Origin of the sequence: Yinghuangia seranimata (genome assembly GCF_029953285.1) — a bacterium.
Lineage (GTDB): Bacteria > Actinomycetota > Actinomycetes > Streptomycetales > Streptomycetaceae > Yinghuangia > Yinghuangia seranimata.
In genome coordinates this window covers 181,167-201,611 of the sequence record NZ_JASAOI010000002.1, presented here as the reverse complement: position 1 = coordinate 201,611, position 20,445 = coordinate 181,167, and the positions used below count along the sequence as shown (strand labels likewise).

Genomic DNA, 20,445 nt, shown 5'->3' with positions numbered 1-20,445 from the left:
GGCCGGGGGGCGACGGGGCCGCTGTCAGGGGGTGGCGTCTATCGGGAAGTGGCAGGCGACGTGGTGGTCTGGGCGGATTTGTTTTGGGGTGGGGGGGATTTCGGCGCAGGTGTCGCGGGCCAGGGGGCAGCGGGTGCGGAAGCGGCACCCTGAGGGTGGGGTCAGGGGGGAGGGGAGGTCGCCGGTGAGGAGGGCGGTGTCGGGGGTGGGGTTGCCGGGGACCGAGGCCAGTAGCGCGCGGGTGTAGGGGTGGGCCGGGCGGGCGAAGAGCTCGTCGACGGGGGCGTCTTCGCACAGGGTGCCCAGGTACATGACGGCCACGCGGTCGGAGAGTTGGCGGACCACGGCGAGGTCGTGGGAGATGAACAGCATGGCCAGGCGCTGCTGTTCGCGGATGTCCATGAGGAGGTTGACGACCTGGGCCTGGATGGAGACGTCGAGGGCGGAGACGACCTCGTCGCAGAGGAGTAGGTCGGGGACGCACGCGAGGGCGCGGGCGATGCTGACGCGTTGGCATTGGCCGCCGGACATCTCGTGCGGGTGGCGGTCGAGGAGGGAGGGGTGGAGGCCGACCAGGTCCGCCAGTTCGCCGACCCGGGCTGCGATGGCTGTGGAGTCGTGGCCACCGGCCAGTTCCAGGGGCGTGGCGATGATGTCGCGGACCGTGCGACGCGGGTTGAGTGAGGCGATCGGGTCCTGGAAGACCATCCCTACGCGGCGGCGGTAGGCCTTGAGGGCGCGGCCGCCGGTGCGGGCCACGTCCTGGCCGTCGAACACGATGGCGCCCGAGACGTCGGGTTCGAGTCGGGCGACCGCGCGGGCCACGCTGGACTTGCCGCAGCCCGACTCCCCCACCAGGCCGAGGGTTTCGCCTTGGTGGAGGGTCAGGTCGAGGCCCGCGACCGCTTCGAAGGGTCGGCCGCCGGAGCGGTAGCGCACGCGCAGGCCGCGTACTTCCAGGAGCGGTCGGCCGACGGCGCCGGTGCCGGGAGGGGCGGATACGGGGAGATCGGCGGTGGTCATGTGCGGCTCGATTCTCGACGCGCCGCCGAAATGCCGGTCACGGTGCCGCCGCCGGGGCGCGGCGGCGGGACCGGGTTCCAGCAGGCGGCTTCGTGGGCGCTGCCCGGCGGGCGGGTCATGGCCGGGACTTCGGTACGGCAGCGGTCCTGGACGCGGGGGCAGCGGTCGGCGAAGGCGCACCCGGACAGGAGGCGGCTCATGTCCGGGGGCTGGCCGCCGATCGCGGCGAGGTGCTGGCCGCGGGGTCCGTGCAGGGTGGGTGCCGCGTCGAGCAACGCGCGCGTGTACGGCATGCGGGGAGCCGCCAACACGGAGGCGGTGGGCCCGAGTTCGGCCTGGCGTCCCGCGTACATCACCATGACGTCGTCGGAGTGGTCGGCAACCACGCCCAGGTCGTGGCTGATGAGGATGACGGCCATGTCCCGTTCGGCGCGCAGCCGGTCGAGCAGGCGCAGGATCTGGGCCTGGACGGTGACGTCGAGTGCGGTGGTCGGCTCGTCCGCGATGAGGAGTTCCGGATCGCAGCTCAGTGCGAGGGCGATCATCACGCGCTGCCGCATGCCGCCGGAGAGTTGCAACGGGTACTGGTCGGCCCGCCGTGCAGGGTCCGGGATGCCTACGGAGTCGAGGAGTTCGACCGCGCGGGCCTTGGCCGCTCTGCCGCGCAGGCCGAGGTGGCGTTTGAGGGGCAGGGCGATCTGCCGCCAGACGGGCAGCACCGGGTTGAGCGCGGTCATCGGGTCCTGGAACACCATGCCGACGCGCCGGCCGCGGACGTCGCGCAGTTCGCGTTCGCCGAGCGCGGTCAGGTCGACGCCGTCGAAGTGGGCGGTGCCGGCGCGCAGGGCGACGGCGGCGTCCGGGAGCAGGCCGAGCAGGCTGCGGCACAGCACGCTCTTGCCGGAGCCGGACTCGCCGACGACGGCGAGCGTGCGCCCGCGGGCCACGGCCACGTCGACGCCGTCGACCGCGCGCACGGTCCCGCGCGGGGAGTTCAGATGGACGGTGTACCCGCGCAGGTTCAGCAGGGGTTCGGCCGCCGAGGGCGAAGGCGCGTCGTGGTTCACAGCATCGCTCCGCGCGTGTCGAGCCTGGCGGAGAGGCGGTCGCCGACGACGTTCGCGCACACGACGACCAGCACCAGGACGAGGGTGGGGGTCAGGGTGACCATGGGGTGTTGGGCGAGGACCTGGCGGCCTTCCGCGATCATGCCGCCCCAAGTGGGCTCGGGCGGCGGCACGCTGACGCCGAGGAATCCGAGGCCGCCTTCGACCATGACCCCGACGCCGAACATCGTGACCGCGTACGTGAGCACGCCGGTCAGGATGTTGGGCAGGATCTCACGCGCCATCAGACGCGGCGTCGACATGCCCATCGCCCGGCATGCGAGCACGAACTCCCTTTGCGAGAGGCTGAGTACGGGGGCCCGCACGATACGCACGAAGCCCGGGATGAACAGCAGTCCGATGACGACGGTGACGGACGCCGTCGACGGGCCCACCGCGCCGATGACCGCCAGCGCGAAGATCATCGCGGGGAACGCGAGCAGCACGTCGGTCAGCCGCATGATGACGGCGGACACCCAGCCGCGCACGACGCCCGCCGCCATGCCCAGCAGTGTCCCCGCAACCGCTCCGATCGCGGTCGCCCCGACGCCCACGACGAGGCTCACGCGGGCACCGTGCACGATGCGGGACAGTGTGTCGCGGCCGAGCGCGTCGGTGCCGAGCCAGTGCTTGGCGCTGATTCCGGCGGCCAGCGCGTCGGTGTCGCTGTGCGTCGGGTCGGCCAACGGGAGTACGGGGGCGAGCAGCGCGGCGGTGCACAGGACGCCGAGGAACACGAGCGGCGGCCACGCCCCGCGGCCGAGGCCGGGGCGTCGTTCAGCGGGCATGGCGGATCCTCGGGTCGAGCACGCCGTAGAGGAGGTCCACGGCGAGGTTGACGAGTACGTACACACCGGCGATGAGCAGTACGGTGCCTTGCAGGACGGCGAAGTCCCTGGTCTGCACCGCGCCGAGGGCGTACGTGCCCAGCCCGGGCAGGGCGAACAGCTGCTCGACGATGACCGCGCCGCCGATCAGGAAGCCGAAGTTCAGGCCGACCAGGGTGACGAGCGGCAACAGGGACGGGCGCAGCGTGTGCGAGACCAGCACCTGACGAGGGGTCAATCCCTGCGCGCGGGCGGCGAGGACGTAGTCCTGGCGCAGCGTGTCGAGGACTCCGGCACGCAGTACGCGGTAGTAGACGGCGGCCAGGCCGAGCGCGAGGGTGACCGCCGGCAGGAGGAGTGTGCGGAAGGTCTGGGCCGGGTCCTCGTCGAGCGGCACGTAGCCGGTCGCGGGGAGGGTGCCGAGCCGTACCGCGAAGACGTAGATGAGCAGGACGGCGACGGCGAACTGCGGGGTGGCCAGGAGCAGGAACGAGGCGCCGTTGGCCGCCTTGTCGGCGGCCCTCCCCTGCCGGTACGCCGCCCAGACGGCCAGCGGCACGGCGACCGCCAGCGCGAACGCCTCGGCGAGCAGGACCAGCAGCAGCGACGGCGCCGCGCGGTCGGCCAACGCGTCGGAGACCCGCTGCCCGGTGAGGGCCGACGTGCCGAAGTCGCCGTGCAGGACGCCGGTGAACCAGCTCCAGAACTGCTCGACGGCCGGCCGGTCGGCGCCGGTCTTGTGGTGGAACTCGGCGATCTGCTCGGGCGTCGCCGACTGGCCGAGGACCGCGGTGGCCAGGTCGCCGGGCAGGACGCGGCCGAGCGCGAACGTCGTGACCGCCACGCAGGCCAGCACGAGCAGCGCCTGGCCCACGCGGGTGAGGAGGTAGCGCGCGGTCACCGGGTCAGCCACAGGTCGGTGAGCGTGAACGCGTCGACGCGGTAGCCGTCGGGGGCGGGCAGGTGGACCTTGGCGGAGGCGGCGAACATGCCGGTCTTGCGGACGACGGGGATGCTCGGCACGTCGTTGGACACGTTGGTGAGGATCTGCCGCGCGATCGGGAGCGCGGCGGCGCTGTCGGTCGCGGCGCCCAACTGTCCGAACAGCTCGTCGTTCTGCTTGTTGACGTAGCCGCCGAGGTTGAGGCGACCGGTCGAGGAGAACGCCACCTCGAGGGCGTCGACCGTGGTCGTGGCCATGAACGCCGGAGAGAAGCTCGTGTCGTAGTTGCGCTGGAGGACGTCCTGCATGATGCCGACCGCGGTGTTGACCTTGATCGTCGTCTCGACCCCGACGGCCTTCCACTGCTGCTGGATCAGCTGCGTGGCCGCGATGTAGTTGGAGCCCTGGAGCGTGTTGAGCTCGAGCCGCACCGGCTTGCCGTACTCCGCCAGCAACTGCCGTGCCTTGTCCGGGTCGTAGCCCGGCACGCCGATGCCCTGCTGCTCGGGGTCGTCCTCGGCGAGGAAGGCCGTGGTCGGCTGGGTGTCGCCGTTGTAGGCCACCTTGTTGATCGCCTGGCGGTCGATGGCCATGCTCAGCGCCCGGCGCACGCGCACGTCGTCCAGGCCCGGGCGGTTGAGGTTCATGATGATGCCGTCCGGGGCCAGCCCGCGGTTGAGCTGCACCTGGAGTCCGGCGGACTTCGCCTGCTGCGCCTGGTTGGGCTGCGACGACACCATGACGTCGATCGTCCCGGCCTGCACGGACTGCACGGCCGTCTGCGTGTCCAGCATGACCTTGAGCACGACCTTGTCCGGGTACGTGCGGTCGGCCAGCCACGACGTCTCGTTGCGCACCAGCGTGACGTGGTCGCCGGGCGCGATCTCGGCGAGCTTGAACGCCCCGGTGCCGACCGGGTTGCGGCCGAACGCGTCGCCGGCCGCCTTCTTCGCGGTCGGGGACGGGATGAGCCCCGCGATGCCGGTCAGTCCGACCTCGGGGAACTCCGCCCACGGCGCGCTGAGAGCGAACACCACGGTGTGCGGGTCCTTCGCGGTGATCGCGGACACCAGCCCCACCAGCCGCGGGGCGCAGCCCAGGCAGGTCTTCTTGTCCTTGATCTCCTGATAGTGCGCGATCACGGCCGCCGCGTCGAAGTCCGTCCCGTCGGAGAACTTCACCCCGTCGCGCAGCTGGACCGTGAAGGTTCTGTTCCCGTCGCTCGCGACGGCGCCGAGCGCGAGTTGGGGCACCAGGGCGCCCTGGGCGTCGACGTCGAACAGCGGGTCCATGACGCCGCGGGCGGCCGTGTAGTCCATCGAGCTGGCGAAGTTCGGTGCTATGGGGTCGAGCGTCTGTACGTCGAAGGGCATCCCGACCTGGATCGTCCCCCCGCGTTGCGGGTCTCCGCTGGGGCGCCCCGCGCCCCCTGATCCGGTACCGCCTCCGCAGGCCGCGAGTACGGCGGCCGCGGTCACTGCGGCGGCAGCCGGAAGGGCACGACGTTGAATTCCTGACACGGGATGACGGCGCATTTCGAACCTCGCAAGCAGGCGTGGCAAAGCGGCACTTTCGTCGAATTCCCCCCGTTCGGCTGGAGGTTATTGCGTTCTCTTGACTGCCGTCAATGACGTGACATGAAAGTAACTCGCCCGCAACTCGCCTTTCCTTGGAGCGATTGCGTGCATTCGTTGAATTCAAGGAATTCAACGAATGCGATAAAGAGAACGACGTGAGAGCGCGCCGCTTGGCAGATCTTGCCGACGCGGCCGCACGGCCCAGCGCATGTACTTGTCGCGCCGTCCTCGGGGCGGCGCCAAGGTCGGTACCGCCGGTAGGGCGGGGAGAGGCTGGTGACGGGTGCGTGAGCTGAGCGGTGAACTCGACTCCTGGTACCGGGGCGGGCGGACCTTCGCCCTTGCCACGGTCACGTCGACGCTGCGGAGCGCGCCTCGGGAGGTGGGCGCAGTCATGGCCGTCTCGGCCGACGGCGTCGCGCTGGGCAGCGTCTCGGGCGGCTGCGTCGAGGGCGCGGTGTACGAACTGGCCGGGGAGGTGATCGCCACGGGCCGGCCGCAGTCGGCCGCGTACGGCGTGAGCGACGAGGACGCGTTGATGGCCGGATTGACCTGCGGCGGCACGCTGGAGGTCTTGGTGGAACCCGTCGACGCCCACTGCTACCCGGAGTTCGCCGAGCTGCTCGCCGCGCTCGACGACGGCCGCCCGGTCGCCGTCGCCACGGTCGTCGCCGCACGCGACGGCGAACGCGTCGGACGCCGCGCGCTGTCGGGCGGCCCCGGAGCGCTCGCGGCGTGCGCCGACCGCATGTTGGCGGCGGGCGCCAGCGGAATCATGGAAGGGCCGGACGACGACACCGTGTTCGTCCATGTCCATCTGCCGCGTCCGCGCCTGCTGGTGTTCGGCTCGAACGACTACGCCTCGGCGGTCGCCGAAGCCGCGGTGTTCACCGGGTTTCACGTGACGGTGTGCGACGCGCGTGCAGCGTTCGCCACGCCGGAGCGCTTTCCGCGCGTGGACGAACTCGTCGTGGACTGGCCCGACCGGTACTTGGCCCGCACCCGGGTCGACGAGCGTACGGCGATATGCGTGCTGACCCACGACCCGAAGTTCGATGTCCCTTTGCTGGAAAGGGCCTTGCGCATGCCGGTGGCGTACGTCGGAGCGATGGGCAGCCGCCGGGCACACGACGACCGGACGGCACGCCTGCGCGAAGCGGGCGTGGCCGAGGAGGAACTCGCGCGCCTGCACTCGCCGATCGGTCTCGCGCTGGGTGCCCGTTCGCCGCGCGAGACGGCGATCGCGGTGCTCGCCGAGGTCGTCAAGGTCACGCGCGGCGGCACCGGCGGGCATCTCGCGCACGCCGAGGGCCGCATCCACCCGGAGCCCGTACCGGTCGGCTGATCACAAGGACACAGCAGGACGCCGAGGCGGGGCCAGCGACACGAAGTCGCGGGCCCCGCCTCGACGTTCAGTCGATGACCGTCACACGGGCGGTGCCGCCTCCGCCAGGGCCGCGACCGCCTCGGTGAAGCACGACGCGGGCGGCGTCACCAGGCCCGCCCCCACCTGGCCGGTGCCCGCGACCTTCCCGGCGATGCCGGTGTTGATCTGCGGAAGGATCCCCGTCCGGACGACCTTGGCCACGTCGATGCCCGTCGGCGTCCCGCGGAAGTCCAGCACCGGCACCTGGTAGGCCGGGTTCTCCGCGAGCGTGATCTCGTACATCCGCCGCGTCGCGTCGAGCGCGTCCGCCACCTCGCCGCCGACGAACTTCACGATCGCGGGGGCGGCGGCCATGGCGAAGCCGCCGATGCCCGCGGTCTCCGTGATCGCCGAGTCGCCGATGTCCGGGTTGGCGTCGTCGGGTCCGTACGCGCCGAGGTACAGGCCGTCCGGCACCTGCGCGGGCCCGGTGTACCAGCGGTCCCCGGTGCCGGAGACCTGGATGCCGAAGTCGGTGCCGTTGCGCGCCATCGCGACGACGAGCGTGGATCCCGGCTCGTCGCGTCCGGCGTCCATGGCGAGCTTGCAGGCCGGCATGTCGAGGTTGAGGAAGAAGTGGTCGTTGCCCGCCACGAAGCGCACGGCGTCGGCGACGTCGGAGGACGGCGCCTGCGCGGCGACCAGTTCGGGGAGGATCTCGCGCAGGAACATCAGGGTTCCGGCGCGGTTGCGGTTGTGCCCCTCGTCGCCCATCTGGAGCATCTGCGCGATGATCGCCCGGATGTCGACGGGCCCGTGGGCGCGCACGGCGTCCCGCAGCAGCGGGCCGAGCACGGCGGACATCCAGCGCAGCCGGTCGACGACCTCGGGCCCGTAGGCACCGTAGCGCAGGACCTTGCCGAGGCCCTCGTTGAGCGAGCACCAAGCGCGCGTGCCGTGCGTGGTGTCCTCGAGCTCGAACATCCACATCGACGGGCTGACGACGCCCGCCATCGGTCCGACGGCGCGGTGGTGGTGGCACGGGTCGAGGTCGGCGCGGCCCGCCGCGAGGTGGGCCTCGGCCTCCTCCGGCGTGTCGGCCAGGCCCTCGAACAGCATCGCGCCGATGAGCGCGCCGCGCATCGGCCCCGACGCACGGGCCCAGTCGATCGGCGGCCCCGCGTGCCGGAACTGGCCGGGTTCCAGCCCGAGCGCCTCGGACGCCGGGCGCACGTCGACGAGGTGCGGCGTGGACGCGAGCACCCGCCCGACCGCGCGGCGGTTGGCCTCGTCCCGCCGCGGATCGGCGAGGACGCGGGCCAGGTGGTCGGCGGTGCCGGGCATCGGGGGCCGCCAGTCGACCGGCGTGACCGAAACGGCCTGGTCGGCGAGCGAGCGCGTGAACAGGTCCGCCCCGACGGTGACGACGGACGGGCGGGCGGTGAGGAGCGGTACGCCCCGGTGGTCGGTCACGCGTGGGTCCCTTCGGTGCCGGCGGCGCGGTCGTCGCGGTCTGCGGTGCCGTGTTCGATGACGTGTTCGGCGCCGTGTTCGGTGCCGTGTTCGGTGCCGTTTTCGATGCCGTGATCAGTGCCGTCTTCGGTACGCGGTTCGGTACGCGGTTCCGTACGGGGTTCCGGTCCGGATCCGCCGACCAGCGACACCGCGCGCCGGGCCGCCTCAGCGTTGGACAGGTACACCTCGGCGCCGGCCGCCGTGAGCGTGCGCGCCTGCGCGTCCAGGCCCTGCGCGTCCTCGTCGGTGCCGCACAGCGACACCACGACGTGCGGCCGGTCGGGCCCCGCCGCGCGCAGGACGTCGGCGATTCCGGTGGCCGGGTCGTCGTGCGCCCCGGGGCCGATGACGACGTCGAGCAGCACCACCCCGGTCTCCGGGTCGGCCAGTTCGTCGGCGAGCCGGGCGAGCCGCAGACCCGGGTCGATCATCGGGTGCGGCCGTCCGGCGGTGAGCGTGTCGTCGCCGAAGTCGATCATCAGGTGCCCGGGCGCGCGCAGTCCGGGCGGCAGCGCCCAGGCGGGTTCCAGCGGGATGTTGGACGCGATCGGGCCCAGCGTCGCGGACGCGATCACCATGGCCTCGTCGCACAGCGTGCCGCCGCAGAACAGGCCGCGCAGCGCCCCCGGTCGGGCGGGGTGCGCTTGCGCGGGACGCCACGACGGCCATCCGCCGTGTTCGACGCCGAGCGCGGCAAGTGCCTTGGCGGCGGCCGCGGTCAGGTCGTCGCGGCCCGCGCCGAGGAGCGCGAGCTGCACGGGTGTGGACAGTGTTGCCGCGTACCGAGCGATCTCGGCGGCCACGGCGGGCGCGGGGGGCTTGGACACGACGACGATCAGCTCGGTCGCGGGGTCGGCGTCCAGCACGGCGAGGGCCTGCCGGGTCGAGCGGCCGCCGACCGCCTCGGACAGGTCGCGCCCGCCGACGCCGAGGCAGTGGCTGATGCCTGAACCGGCGGCGTGCAGGAGGCACATGAACTCCTGCGAGCCGGTGCCGGACGCGGCGACGATGCCGACGGGGCCCGGCCGTACCGTGTTGGCGAACCCGAGTCCCACGCCGCCGACGACCGCGGTGCCGCAGTCCGGGCCCATCACGAGCAGGCCGCGCTCGGCGCCGAGGTCTTTGAGGCGTATCTCCTCCGCGAGGGGCACGTTGTCGCTGAAGACCATGACATGGAGTCCGCTGTCCAGCGCGTCGACGGCTTCCGCGAACGCGTTCGGCCCGGGGACGGAGACCAGCGCGAGCGTGGCGTCCGAGGCGGCCGCGGCGGTGCGCACCGTCCGTGGCGGGGTGCCCGACGCGATGTCCCCGCCGGCCGCCGCGGGTGCGTTGAGGGCCTCCTCGAGCCGGGCGAGTCCGCGGCGCAGCGCGTCGTCGTCTTCCGCGTGGACCGCGACGAGCATGTCGTTGGGGCCCGCGGCTGAGGGCCGTTCGAATCCGAGCCCTTCGAGGAGGTCGAGGTTCAGTTCCGTGGCCATGGCCACCAGTGCCTGGCCGACGCCGTCCACCGCGGACACCGCGCGGCTCACCTGCATGAGGCTCACCGAGTCGCGGTAGGCACCGCGCCGGACTTCGAGCACGCTGCTGCTCACAGGGGTCCTTTCGCGAGGGGGTGACAGGGACGTCGTTCGGGGGCGAAACGACGTACCGTCGACGGGAGTTGCTGAAGCACGTCATGCAGGAAGAACACGACGGGGGTCACGGAACCGCCGTGAGCGGAATCCGGGTTCCCCGCATCTCCGACGCCGTGACCGCGGTCAACGCCGTCAAAGCGCCCAGCGCGAGGTCCGCGCCCGAGGTGTGCCCGACCTCCAACAGCCGTGTGAGAGCGGGCTCGACGGCGCCGTGTCCGCGCGCCGCGTCGATCGCGTCCACCACTTCGTCGCAGCCCTGGCCGCGGGCCGCGTGGCCGATGAGCGCGGCCGACAGCGCGGTGGTCCGGCCGGACGCCCAGCCGGCCACCCGTGTCGCCAGCGGCGCGGTCGCCGGGCGGTCGGCCAGGGCGAGGAGTACGCCGCACACCGCGTCGTCGCCGCTCGGGGTGAGCCCCGGGCCGAGGCCGACCAGGTCGCGTGCGGCGTCCTCCGCGGCCGCGGTGTCGCCACGCGCGGCGTGCCGGGCGAGGTCGGCGAGCGCGGTCCGCCCCGGTCCGGGCAGTCCGGTGCGGGCGGCGCAGACCGCCAGCGCGTCGCGCAGGTCGACCACGGACCCGGGCGGCCGCGGCACCCGCGGCGTCCACCAGCGCGCGACCCGCACGGCCGTGTCGCCGATCCACAGGGTTCCGCCGCCGACCCGGGCCGGGTCGGCCGGGCCGATTCCGGCGAACGGCGCCGCGCGGCGTGGTTCGGTGAGCACCACCGCGTTCGGCAGGCGCACCGCGTCGGCCGCGCACACCGCGACCACCGTGCCGTCGTCCGCCTCGAGGTAGACGGCGGCGGGGAACACGCCGAGGACGCGGGCCGGCCGCGTCGGGCCCGCCAGGACCGTGTGCACGGCCCGCGACGCCGCGCCGGGGAACAGTCCCCGGTTCGGCGTGCGGCGTACCGCGGTTGGGGGTGCCACCGAAGTGCCTCCGGGCTGCTGTAGGGGAACGGGGGGTTCCGGTACGGCGGGATGTCGTGGTTTGGTGAGATCCGTCGAAGCTGTGCCCGCACCGTGAACCCGTTCATATCCGCTGAGATCACTGCGGATCGACGGCTGTTGTGAAGCTAGACCAGCCGCTAAGGTCCCCGCATGCGGAAGGTTGCCAAGAATCAATCGGAAAGTTGGCAGAGTGTGCCAACGCCATCCGGCGCTGCCGGCCGCGCGACGGCGGACGACACTGCGGACGCGACTGCGGTCGACACGGTGGACGACACCGACCGGATCCGCCCGTCCAGCACGGGCACGCTCGTTCGCGGCCTCCCCGTCAGCGAGGTCCTGAGCGTCTCCAGCCTGGCGGGCGCGCGGCTGCTCGCGGGCGCGGCCGGGCTGGACCGGATGGTCCAGCGCCTGAACGTCATGGAGGTGCCGGACATCCTCCCGTGGACCAAGCCGCACGAGCTCCTGCTGACCACCGGCTATCCGCTCCGGGAGACCCCGCAGTCCCCCGCCGACCTGGTCGTCGAGCTGCACGCCAAACGGCTGGCCGCGATAGCGATCAAGTTCGGCCGCTACGTGGACGAGCTGCCCGCCGAGATGCTCGCCGCCGCCGACCGGGTCGGCCTGCCGATCATCCGGCTGCCCGACGACGTGGCGTTCGACGACATCCTCAACCAGGTGCTCACCGACATTCTCAACCGGCAGGCCGCGGTGCTCGCCCGCTCCGAGGAGGCGCACCGCGCGCTGGTCAGCGTCGTGCTCGCGGGCGGCGGCCTCGGCGAGCTCACCGAGGAGCTGAGCGGCCTGCTCGGCGGCACGGTCCTCGTCACCACCCCCGACGGGCGGATCCTGGCCGGCTCACGCTCCCCCGGCGAGGAGCCCGACGCCCGCGGCTGCTTCGACGCCAGCGGGCGCTTCCGCGTCGAGGAGTTCCGGCACGGCACGCGCGTCCTGGAGGAACGCGGCGCGCGGACGGCGCTCGTGCCCATCCTGGCCGGGTCGCTCGACCACGGCCGCGTGGTGCTCCTGGCGGGCGGCGACCGCCGCCTCGACGAGAGCGACATCCACGTCCTGGAGCGCGCGGCGGCGACGGCGGCGCTGGTGATCACGAAGGAACTGGCCGTCTCCGCGGTGGAGAGCAAGTACCAGGGGGACTTCCTGCGCGACCTGCTGGCCGGGCGCGCGGGCGACCCCGGGCACACCGTTCCGCACTGCGCGTCGCTCGGCTGGGACATCGACCGGCCGCTGTTCGTCGTGGTCGCCCAGCTGGAGGCCGGCGAGGTGCCGGACCCGGAGCCCCGCGACCTGCGGCCCACCCACGAGCGGTTCGCGACGGCGTGGAGCATGGTCGTGCGCGAGCGCGATCCCAAGGCCGCCGTCGTGGGCTACAGCCAGGAGGTCGTGGTCGTCATGGGGACGCCCACCAGGTCGTCGGCGGGCGAGGCAGTGCGACAGATGGTCGCGCAGGTGTCCGGCGACGGGGGCGGCGGGCGGCGCGCGTTCTCGACGGGTGTCAGCCGTGTGGTCAACAGTCCCGAGCTGCTCCCGGAGGCGTACGAGCAGGCCCGGCGCGCGGCGCGGGTGGGCCGCCAGATGCACGGGCCCGGCTCCGTCTCGGACTTCGACAGCCTCGGGGTGTACCGGCTGCTCAGCCTGGTGCCGGACTCGGCCGAGCTGACGTCGTTCATGCGCGAGACGCTGCGCGAGCTGGCGACCCGCGACGACGAGGAGACCGAGGACCTGCGCACCACGCTGCAGGTCCTCCTGGACACGAACCTCAACGTCGCCGAGACCGCCCGGATCCTGCACTTCCACTACAACACCCTGCGCTACCGCATCGGGAAGCTGGAGCGCATGGTCGGCCCGTTCACGACCGACGCGCACCTGCGGCTGAGCCTGGGCCTCGCCCTCCAGGTGATGCGCATGCGCGGCCTGTGACGGGTCGTGCCTTCCTCCACCTCGGGCGGGGACAAACCCCCGAGCTCCTTGGATGATTTCGCCAACAAGACAGCGGTCGCTCTGTCATATGTGACCCAAGCCACCGTGCGTGCTGCCTTCGTAACGTTCCCCCACCGTTACACCCCTCTTCATGCTGCGCATCCCTGGAAGGCGGCCGGACATGGGACTCGAATCTCCCGGAAGACTCGGGCTTGGCTGGAAGCTGCACGGGGACGGCGGAACGCCGCCCCCCGGAGAGGTCGTCCGGCCCGATGAACGGCTCTCGTGGGGCCGCACGGTCGGTCTCGGCGCCCAGCACGTCGTCGCCATGTTCGGCGCGACGTTCGTGTTCCCCGTGGTGATGGGCCTCGACCCGAACCTGGCGATCATGATGTCCGGCGTCGCCACCGTGATCTTCCTGCTGATCGTGCAGGGCCGGATACCCAGCTACCTGGGGACGAGCGCCGCGTTCGTCGGCGCCGTGGCATCCATACGCGCCTCGGGCGGCGACTCCGCCACGGTCACCGGCGCGATCCTCGTCGCCGGCGCCGTGCTCGCGCTGACCGGCCTGGTCATCAACCTGGTGGGCGCCGAGGTCGTCAACAAGACGCTTCCGCCGGTGGTCACCGGCGCGGTGGTCATGCTGATCGGCTTCAACCTCGCGCCCGTGGTGGCGAAGGTCTACTGGCCGCAGGACCAGTGGATCGCCATCCTCACCATGACCGCGGTGATCGCCATGACCGTGCTGCTGCGCGGATTCTGGTCGCGCATCGCGGTGTTCATCGGCCTGGTCTTCGGCTACGTCATGTCGTGGGTGTTCGACCAGGTCTTCGGGAAGATCAGCTCGGTCACGCCGACGTCCGACGGCAAGGCGTTCGAGCACTACCGGGTCAACTTCGACGGGGTGAAGGCGGCCGACTGGTTCGGCCTCCCGAGCACGCACGCCCCCGACTTCAAGACGTCCGCGGTGCTCGTCGCGCTCCCCGCGGTCATCGCCCTGGTCGCGGAGAACGCGGGCCACGTCAAGGCGGTCTCGGAGATGACCGGCGCGAACCTCGACGACAGCCTCGGCCGCGCGATCTTCGCGGACGGCGTCGGCACGGTCGTCGCCTCCGGTGTCGGCGGCTCCCCCACCACGACGTACGCGGAGAACATCGGCGTCATGGCGGCCACCCGCGTGTACTCCACCGCGGCGTATTACGTCGCGGCAGCGGTCGCCGTGGTGTTCGGCCTGTGCCCCAAGTTCGGCGCGCTCATCGCCGCCACCCCCGGCGGCGTGCTCGGCGGCATCACCGTGGTCCTGTACGGCATGATCGGCCTGCTCGGCGCGAAGATCTGGATCGAGAACAAGGTCGACTTCGCCAACCCGGTCAACCTCGTCCCGGCCGCCGCGGGCGTCATCGTCGGCATCGGCGGCGTCGCGCTGAAGTTCACCGACGACTTCACCATCGAGGGCATCGCCCTCGGCACGATCGTCACGCTCGTCGCCTACCACGCGCTGAACGCCCTGGCCCCCGCGCACCTGAAGACCTCGTCGGCCGAGAAGCGGGACGAGGCGGCCGACAAGGGGCCGGACGACGGGCCGGAGCGGCCCGCGACGGCCGCGCCCAGCCTCGTCGAGTGACCTCGTGAACGCGGCGGTGGGCCCCCGGGCCCCCCCCGCGGCGCCCCGCCCACCCACACCCCCCGGCCCGCGCCACCCACCCGACCCACTCGGCGCCCCAGCGGCCCGGCGGGGGGCCCCCCGCGCCCCCCCCGCGCGCCCCACCGCCCACGCAGACCCCCGGGACAGAGCAACTCACCGGAACCAGCAAGGAGATGGCGCCCCCGTGAAGCCGCCGGCCTTCAAGTACCACGCTCCCGCGAGCCTCGCCGAAGCACTCGACGCGCTCGACGCCGTCGGGCACGACGGCAAGGTCCTCGCGGGCGGCCAAAGCCTCATCCCGATCCTCAACATGCGGCTCGCGGCCCCCGCCCACCTCGTCGACATCAATCGGCTGTCCGAACTGGCGTACGTGCGCACCGAGCCGGGCGGCGTCACGGTCGGCGCGCTGGCCCGGCACGCCGACGTCGAGCGGGACGCGGACGCGTACGCCGCCGTACCGCTGCTGCGACAGGGGCTGCGGCTCGTCGCCCACCCGGTCATCCGCAACCGCGGGACCACCGTCGGCAGCCTCGCGCACGCCGACCCGTCGGGCGAGATGACCGCGGTCCTCGCCCTGCTCGGCGGCAGCGTCGACCTCGTCCGCAAGGGCGCATCCCGCACCGTCGGCGCCGAGGACTTCTTCGCCGGCCCCCTCGAATCGTGCATCGAGCCCGGGGAGATGGCGGTGTCCGCGTACTTCCCTCGGCTCGCGGGACGCACCGGCACCGAGTTCGTCGAGGCCGCGCGCCGCCACGGGGACTACGCGATGTGCGGCGTCGCCGCCGCGGTCACCCTCGACGACGACCTCCGCGTCACGCGGGCCCGCGCCGCCTACCTGTCCGTGTCGCCGGTGCCCCTGGTGCTCGACCTCACCGAGGCGGTCCACGGGGCCACCCCCGCCACCGCGCGGTGGGCCGACGCGGCCGCCCTGGCCGTGTTGTCCATCGAGCCCGAACCGGACATCCACGCCACCGCCGAGTACCGGGCGCACCTCGCCCGGGTGCTCACCGAACGCGCGCTGCGGGCCGCCGCCCAACGCGCCACCAGCACCGACGTCGAACGGACCAGCCGATGACGGACACCGCCCCGCCGCCCACCACGACCGGCGCGCAGGAAGAAGAGCTCCACCCGATCAGGCTGCGCGTCAACGGCGTCCTGCGGACCGCCGAGGTCCCCGCCCGCCGCCTGCTGTCCGACTGCCTGCGCCACGACCTCGGACTCACCGGCACCCACGTCGGCTGCGAGCACGGCGTCTGCGGCGCGTGCACCGTCCAGGTCGACGGCCGGCCGATGCGCTCGTGCCTGATGTTCGCGGTCAGCGCGCAGGACCACGAGATCACCACCGTCGAGGGGCTGGAGCGGCCGGACGGCACGCTGCACGCGGTGCAGCGGGCCTTCCGCGAGTGCCACGGCCTCCAGTGCGGTTTCTGCACGCCCGGGTTCCTCAATGTCATCGCGGCGTTCCTCGAGGAGAACCCCAAGCCGAGCGAGGAGGAGGCGCGCGACGCCGTCGCCGGCAACCTGTGCCGGTGCACCGGCTACCAGAACATCGTGAAGGCGGTGCTGCGCGCGGCAGAGCTCCGCCTGGAGGAACAGGTCGACGAGGACGCCCCCGTCGAGGTGGACGAGGTGGCGCGATGACGGAGCGGATGATCGGCGCCCCGGTCCCGCGCACCGAGGACGCCCGCCTGGTGACCGGACGCGGCCACTACCTCGACGACCTGGGCGCGGGCGCGTACGAAGTGGCCTTCGTCCGCAGCCCCCACGCCCACGCGCGCATCACGTCGATCGACGTCGAGGCGGCGCTCGACACCGAAGGCCTGGTCGCGGTCTACCTCTACGAGGACCTGACCGGGAAGGTCGCCGAGCCGCTGCCGCTGCTCATCCCGCATCCCGCGCTCACCCACGGCCGTACCGCCTACCCACTGGCGAAGGACGTCGTGCGGCACGTCGGCGAGGCGATCGTCATGGTCGTCGCGACGGACCGGTACCGCGCCGAGGACGCGTGCGAACGCATCACCGTCGAGTACGAGTTCCTCCCGCCGGTCGTCGGCATCGACAAGGCGGCGGGCGGCGAACACCTCGTGCACGCCGACGTCCCCGGAAACGTCGCCGCGCACATGGTGCAGGAGGTCGGCGACGCGCCTGCGGCGATCGCCGCCGCCCCCAACCGCCTCGAACTCCAGCTGGACATCGAGCGCAGCGCCTGCATGCCCATGGAAGGCCGCGGCGTGCTCGCCCGATGGGACGAGGCCGACGCGAGCATGCGCGTGTACACCTCGACCCAGACCTCGACCGGCGTCCGCGCGGCCGTCGCCGCGAAGCTCGAACTCCCCCTGGACCGCGTCGAGGTGATCACGCCGGACGTCGGCGGCGGCTTCGGCGTCAAGATCGTCCACCCGTGGCCCGAGGAGGTGCTGGTCCCGTGGGCCGCGCGCCTGCTCGGGCACGAGGTCAAGTGGACCGAGGACCGCCGCGAGCACTTCGTGTCCTCCGCCCACGAGCGCGGGCAGCTGCAGACCGTGCGCGTCGGCTTCGACGACGAAGGGCGCGTGCTGGGCCTCGACGTGGAGATCCTGCACGACAACGGCGCCTACACGCCCTACGGCATCATCGTGCCGATCATCACCTCGACGCAGCTGCTGGGCCCGTACAAGCCGGGCGCGTACCGCGTCGACTTCCGCAGCCTGTACACGAACACGGTCATCGTCACGCCGTACCGCGGCGCAGGACGTCCGCAGGGCGTCTTCGCGATGGAGCGCACGATGGACGCCATCGCCGACCACCTGGGCCGCGACCGGGCCGACGTGCGCGCGGCGAACTTCATCCAGCCGCACGAAATGCCCTACGACCACGGCCTGCTCTTCCAGGACGGCCGCCCGCTGATCTACGACTCCGGCGACTTCCCGGCCTCGCTCGACAAGCTCAAGAAGCTGGTCGGATGGGACGACTTCGAGGTCTTCCGCGCCCAGGCACGTGCCGAGGGGCGGCGGGTCGGCATCGGGATCGGCTGCTACGTCGAGGGCACCGGCGTGGGCCCCTACGAGGGCGGCCACGTGCAGGTCGAGACCAGCGGCAAGGTGAACGTCGCCACCGGCCTGACCAGCCAGGGCCAGGGCCACCAGACGGCGTTCGCGCAGGTCGTCGCCGACGAGCTGGGCGTGCCGTTCGAGGACGTCTCCGTCACCACCGGCGACACGCGGCGCTTCGGCTACGCGGTCGGCACGTTCGCGTCGCGCGCGGCCGTCATGAGCGGCAACGCGATCGCGCTCGCCGCCCGCAAGGTGCGCGAGAAGGCCCTGCGCATCGCCGGTGAGGCGCTCGGCGCGGATCCGGGCGACCTGGAGATCGTCGACGGCGTCGTCCGTGTGAAGGACGACCACTCCTCGGCCATCCCGCTGGGCACGGTCGCGGTGCTGTCCAATCCGCTCCGGTACGCGTTCGACGACGCCTCCAAGGCCGCGACGCAGTTCGGCGGCAACGCCGATCCGAGCCGGCCGCCGGTCGCGGAGGACGACGAACCCGGCCTGGAGGGACGGGACTTCTACTCCCCGCCGAGGGCCACGTTCGCGAACGGCATGCACGCCGCGATCGTCGAGACCGACCCCGAGACCGCCGAGATCCGGGTCCTGCGCTACTGCGTCATCCACGACTGCGGGCACCTGCTCAACCCCCTGATCGTCGAGGGCCAGGTGCACGGCGGCGTGGCGCAGGGCGTCGCGGGCGCCCTGTACGAGCGCATGGAGTACGACGAGAACGGCCAGCTGCTCAACGCCTCGTTCATGGACTTCCTCATGCCGTACGCGAGCGAGGTCCCCAGCGTGGAGATCGACCACCTGGAGACCCCCTCGCCGCTCAACCCGCTGGGCATCAAGGGCGCGGGCGAGGCCGGGGTCATCCCCGGCGCGGCCGTGCTCGCCTCCGCCATCGAGGACGCCGAGGGCTTCCCGATCACGCGCATGCCCATCCAACCGTCCGAGCTGTTCCACCTGCGCCGGCGCCACGCGGCCGGGGAGATCCCGCCGCTGCGCCGCGTCCGCACCGCCCCCGAGGAGTTCCCCACAGCATGAAGGTCACCGGAAACGCCACGCTCAACGCCCCCTCGGAGAAGGTCTGGGCGGCGCTCAACGACCCCGCGGTACTCACCCGGACGATCCCCGGCTGCGAGAAGCTGGAGGAGACCGGCCCGGACGCCTACCGGATGACGGTGACGATGGGCGTCGCGTCCATCAAGGGCACCTACCTGGGCAACGTGCAGATCACCGACCAGGTGCACCCCGGCTCGTTCGTGCTCCGCGCGTCCGGTTCCGGCGGCCCGGGCACCGTCAGCGCCGACGTCAAGGTCACGCTCGCCGACCTGGGCGACGGACGCACCCGCCTGGACTACGACGCCGACGCGATCGTCGGCGGCATGATCGGCGGCGTAGGCCAGCGCGTGCTCACCGGCGTCGCCAAGAAGACGGCCGGCGAGTTCTTCAAGTCCGTCGACCGGGTGCTCGCGGGCGGCCTGCCCGAGCCGCAGGCCTCGGTACCGGCGCCGCGCGCCGCCGTCGGCGCGGCCGACACCGCGACCCCGGCCGCGCCGACGGTGTTCACCCGCGCCGACTCCGGGTCCGGTGCGGGCCTCGGCGGCGACCTCGGCGGCGACTTCGTCAAGGGCGCGGCGTTCGGCGCGGCCGTCGCGCTGGCCGGCGTCATCGTGGGCGGCGTGATCGCGCGGCGCCGCTGACCGCCGGCCGACAGCGAACGGAGGACCCGAACGACATGCGAGAGTTCACCGCGGCCGCCGTCCAGGTCGCGCCCAGGCCCGGGCCGTTGTCCGCGGCCTCGATCAAGGAGAACACCGACCACGCGCTCGCGTGGACGACCCGGTGCGTGGAGTCGACGGGGGCCGAACTGGTGGTCCTGCCCGAGACGGTGACCACCGGCTTCACCCCGGCGATGTCCGCCGAGGAGCTGTGGGACCTCGTCGACGCGATCCCCGGCGGGCGGAGCGACGCCTTCCGCGAACGGGCCCGCGAACTCGGCGTCCACCTCGTGTGGGGGCAGTACGAGCGCGGTGAGGAGCGCGGCACCGTCTACAACTCCGCGGTGCTCGCCGGGCCGGACGGCGAAATCCTCGGCGTCTACCGCAAGACGCACCCGTTCGCGGGCGAGAAGCGCGAGCACGGCGGTTGGGTCACGCCCGGCGACTCGGTGACGGTCGCGGACACCGCGCTCGGCCGGATCGGCATGGTCATCTGCTTCGACGGCGACTACCCGGAGCTGTGCCGCGTGCAGGCGGTGCGGGGCGCCGAGGTCATCTGCCGTCCCTCGGCGCTGCTGCGCTCCGCCGATCTGTGGGAACTGACGTGCCGCGCCCGCGCGTACGACAACCACGTGTACGTGATCGGGGCCAACGCGACGGGCTCCGATCCCGCCGGGGTGCTGTACTTCGGGAACTCGATGATCGTCTCGCCGGGCGCCGAGGTGCTCGCGTGGGGCTCGTCGCACGAGGGATGGGTGTCGGCGCGGCTCGATCCGCGTCGCGCGCTCGGCTCCCTCACCCCGGGGTCGAGTGTGCCGCAGCGCTTCGACCATCTCGCGGACCGCAACCTGGACCTGATCCACCGGTACGCCGAGGACCTGGCCCGGCCCGCGAAGACCGCGTTCCCGCACGGCTGAACCGCGGTACCGCGCGCCACAACCGCACACGACGACCCCACACGACACCGCGTCCGGCACCGCCGGGCGCGGTGTCCGCGTTGCCCGCGTACGCCCACCGCATACGGACCGAAATCGTCCCGGTTGAGGCCGTCGTTCCTTCATCAGAATCTGACGTCGGTGTTGGCAGAAGTTGCCGATTCTTCGTCCGTCGCACCGAAGTTGAATCGCTCTCGATCACCCCTTCACACGCACCCACGCACCCTTCGCGGGAGGAACACG

16 protein-coding genes are annotated in these 20,445 nt (G+C 72.5%); 8 read left to right on the top strand and 8 right to left on the bottom strand.

The genetic code is table 11. From position 1 onward, the window contains the following. Positions 1-24: 24 nt before the first annotated feature. Genes QI554_RS01135 through QI554_RS01115 form a run of 5 tightly spaced genes read right to left on the bottom strand, consistent with a single transcriptional unit; the run spans position 25 to position 5,272 of the window. Positions 25-1,023 carry an ABC transporter ATP-binding protein gene (locus QI554_RS01135; RefSeq protein WP_281464764.1) on the bottom strand — a complete coding sequence of 333 codons (999 nt, stop codon included), beginning with the start codon at positions 1,021-1,023 and terminating at the stop codon, positions 25-27. Next, positions 1,020-2,090: an ABC transporter ATP-binding protein gene (locus QI554_RS01130; RefSeq protein WP_281464762.1), complete on the bottom strand. Its 1,071-nt coding sequence runs from the start codon at positions 2,088-2,090 to the stop codon at positions 1,020-1,022. The genes QI554_RS01135 and QI554_RS01130 overlap by 4 nt, the downstream gene beginning before the upstream one ends. Further along, on the bottom strand, positions 2,087-2,917 hold the full coding sequence (locus tag QI554_RS01125) for an ABC transporter permease (protein ID WP_281464759.1): 831 nt from the start codon (positions 2,915-2,917) through the stop codon (positions 2,087-2,089). The genes QI554_RS01130 and QI554_RS01125 overlap by 4 nt, the downstream gene beginning before the upstream one ends. Then, positions 2,907-3,869 carry an ABC transporter permease gene (locus QI554_RS01120; protein ID WP_281464757.1) on the bottom strand — a complete coding sequence of 321 codons (963 nt, stop codon included), beginning with the start codon at positions 3,867-3,869 and terminating at the stop codon, positions 2,907-2,909. Before QI554_RS01120 ends, QI554_RS01125 begins: the two co-directional genes overlap by 11 nt. Further along, positions 3,854-5,272 (bottom strand): ABC transporter substrate-binding protein, encoded by a 1,419-nt coding sequence (locus tag QI554_RS01115; RefSeq protein WP_281464755.1) that lies wholly within the window; start codon positions 5,270-5,272, stop codon positions 3,854-3,856. Before QI554_RS01115 ends, QI554_RS01120 begins: the two co-directional genes overlap by 16 nt. A 487-nt stretch (positions 5,273-5,759) precedes the next feature. On the opposite strand from QI554_RS01115, the gene QI554_RS01110 reads away from it, so the two are divergent. Next, a complete protein-coding gene (locus tag QI554_RS01110; RefSeq protein WP_281464753.1) occupies positions 5,760-6,821 on the top strand; it encodes an XdhC family protein in 1,062 nt (353 codons plus the stop codon). 81 nt (positions 6,822-6,902) lie between these two features. Here QI554_RS01110 and QI554_RS01105 read toward each other — a convergent pair whose 3' ends face one another. The 3 genes from QI554_RS01105 to QI554_RS01095 all read right to left on the bottom strand — a co-directional run bounded on the left by QI554_RS01105 (position 6,903) and on the right by QI554_RS01095 (position 10,919). Further along, positions 6,903-8,315 carry a YlbE family protein gene (locus QI554_RS01105; RefSeq protein WP_281464752.1) on the bottom strand — a complete coding sequence of 471 codons (1,413 nt, stop codon included), beginning with the start codon at positions 8,313-8,315 and terminating at the stop codon, positions 6,903-6,905. Next, positions 8,312-9,949, bottom strand: coding sequence for an AllF/FdrA family protein (locus QI554_RS01100; protein ID WP_281464750.1), 1,638 nt, complete (start codon positions 9,947-9,949; stop codon positions 8,312-8,314). Before QI554_RS01100 ends, QI554_RS01105 begins: the two co-directional genes overlap by 4 nt. Positions 9,950-10,055: 106 nt before the next feature. After that, complete coding sequence (locus QI554_RS01095) at positions 10,056-10,919, bottom strand: oxamate carbamoyltransferase subunit AllH family protein (protein WP_281464748.1); 864 nt, start codon at positions 10,917-10,919, stop codon at positions 10,056-10,058. A gap of 285 nt (positions 10,920-11,204) precedes the next feature. On the opposite strand from QI554_RS01095, the gene QI554_RS01090 reads away from it, so the two are divergent. From QI554_RS01090 to QI554_RS01060, 7 genes are all read left to right on the top strand, one after another. Continuing rightward, complete coding sequence (locus QI554_RS01090; protein ID WP_281464746.1) at positions 11,205-12,875, top strand: PucR family transcriptional regulator; 1,671 nt, start codon at positions 11,205-11,207, stop codon at positions 12,873-12,875. 181 nt (positions 12,876-13,056) lie between these two features. Then, complete coding sequence (locus QI554_RS01085) at positions 13,057-14,499, top strand: uracil-xanthine permease family protein (protein WP_281464744.1); 1,443 nt, start codon at positions 13,057-13,059, stop codon at positions 14,497-14,499. A 205-nt stretch (positions 14,500-14,704) separates the two neighbouring features. Continuing rightward, complete coding sequence (locus QI554_RS01080; RefSeq protein ID WP_281464742.1) at positions 14,705-15,595, top strand: FAD binding domain-containing protein; 891 nt, start codon at positions 14,705-14,707, stop codon at positions 15,593-15,595. Continuing rightward, complete coding sequence (locus QI554_RS01075; protein WP_281464740.1) at positions 15,592-16,161, top strand: (2Fe-2S)-binding protein; 570 nt, start codon at positions 15,592-15,594, stop codon at positions 16,159-16,161. Before QI554_RS01080 ends, QI554_RS01075 begins: the two co-directional genes overlap by 4 nt. After that, positions 16,158-18,590, top strand: coding sequence for an aerobic carbon-monoxide dehydrogenase large subunit (cutA, locus tag QI554_RS01070; protein ID WP_281464738.1), 2,433 nt, complete (start codon positions 16,158-16,160; stop codon positions 18,588-18,590). The genes QI554_RS01075 and cutA overlap by 4 nt, the downstream gene beginning before the upstream one ends. Beyond that, entirely contained in the window at positions 18,587-19,249 is a 663-nt protein-coding gene (locus QI554_RS01065; protein ID WP_281464736.1) for an SRPBCC family protein, read from the top strand. Before cutA ends, QI554_RS01065 begins: the two co-directional genes overlap by 4 nt. A 35-nt stretch (positions 19,250-19,284) precedes the next feature. Continuing rightward, positions 19,285-20,184, top strand: a complete 900-nt coding sequence (locus tag QI554_RS01060) for a carbon-nitrogen hydrolase family protein (protein ID WP_281464734.1) — start codon at positions 19,285-19,287, stop codon at positions 20,182-20,184. Positions 20,185-20,445: the final 261 nt, after the last annotated feature.

What these genes read in the sequence shown, in the direction of transcription:
- QI554_RS01085 (WP_281464744.1), top strand. Translation starts at nt 13,057, where the DNA reads ATGGGACTCGAATCTCCCGGAAGACTCGGGCTTGGCTGGAAGCTGCAC.
- QI554_RS01065 (WP_281464736.1), top strand. Translation starts at nt 18,587, where the DNA reads ATGAAGGTCACCGGAAACGCCACGCTCAACGCCCCCTCGGAGAAGGTC.
- QI554_RS01075 (WP_281464740.1), top strand. Translation starts at nt 15,592, where the DNA reads ATGACGGACACCGCCCCGCCGCCCACCACGACCGGCGCGCAGGAAGAA.
- cutA (WP_281464738.1), top strand. Translation starts at nt 16,158, where the DNA reads ATGACGGAGCGGATGATCGGCGCCCCGGTCCCGCGCACCGAGGACGCC.
- QI554_RS01135 (WP_281464764.1), bottom strand. Translation starts at nt 1,023, where the DNA reads ATGACCACCGCCGATCTCCCCGTATCCGCCCCTCCCGGCACCGGCGCC.
- QI554_RS01125 (WP_281464759.1), bottom strand. Translation starts at nt 2,917, where the DNA reads ATGCCCGCTGAACGACGCCCCGGCCTCGGCCGCGGGGCGTGGCCGCCG.
- QI554_RS01115 (WP_281464755.1), bottom strand. Translation starts at nt 5,272, where the DNA reads ATGCCCTTCGACGTACAGACGCTCGACCCCATAGCACCGAACTTCGCC.
- QI554_RS01060 (WP_281464734.1), top strand. Translation starts at nt 19,285, where the DNA reads ATGCGAGAGTTCACCGCGGCCGCCGTCCAGGTCGCGCCCAGGCCCGGG.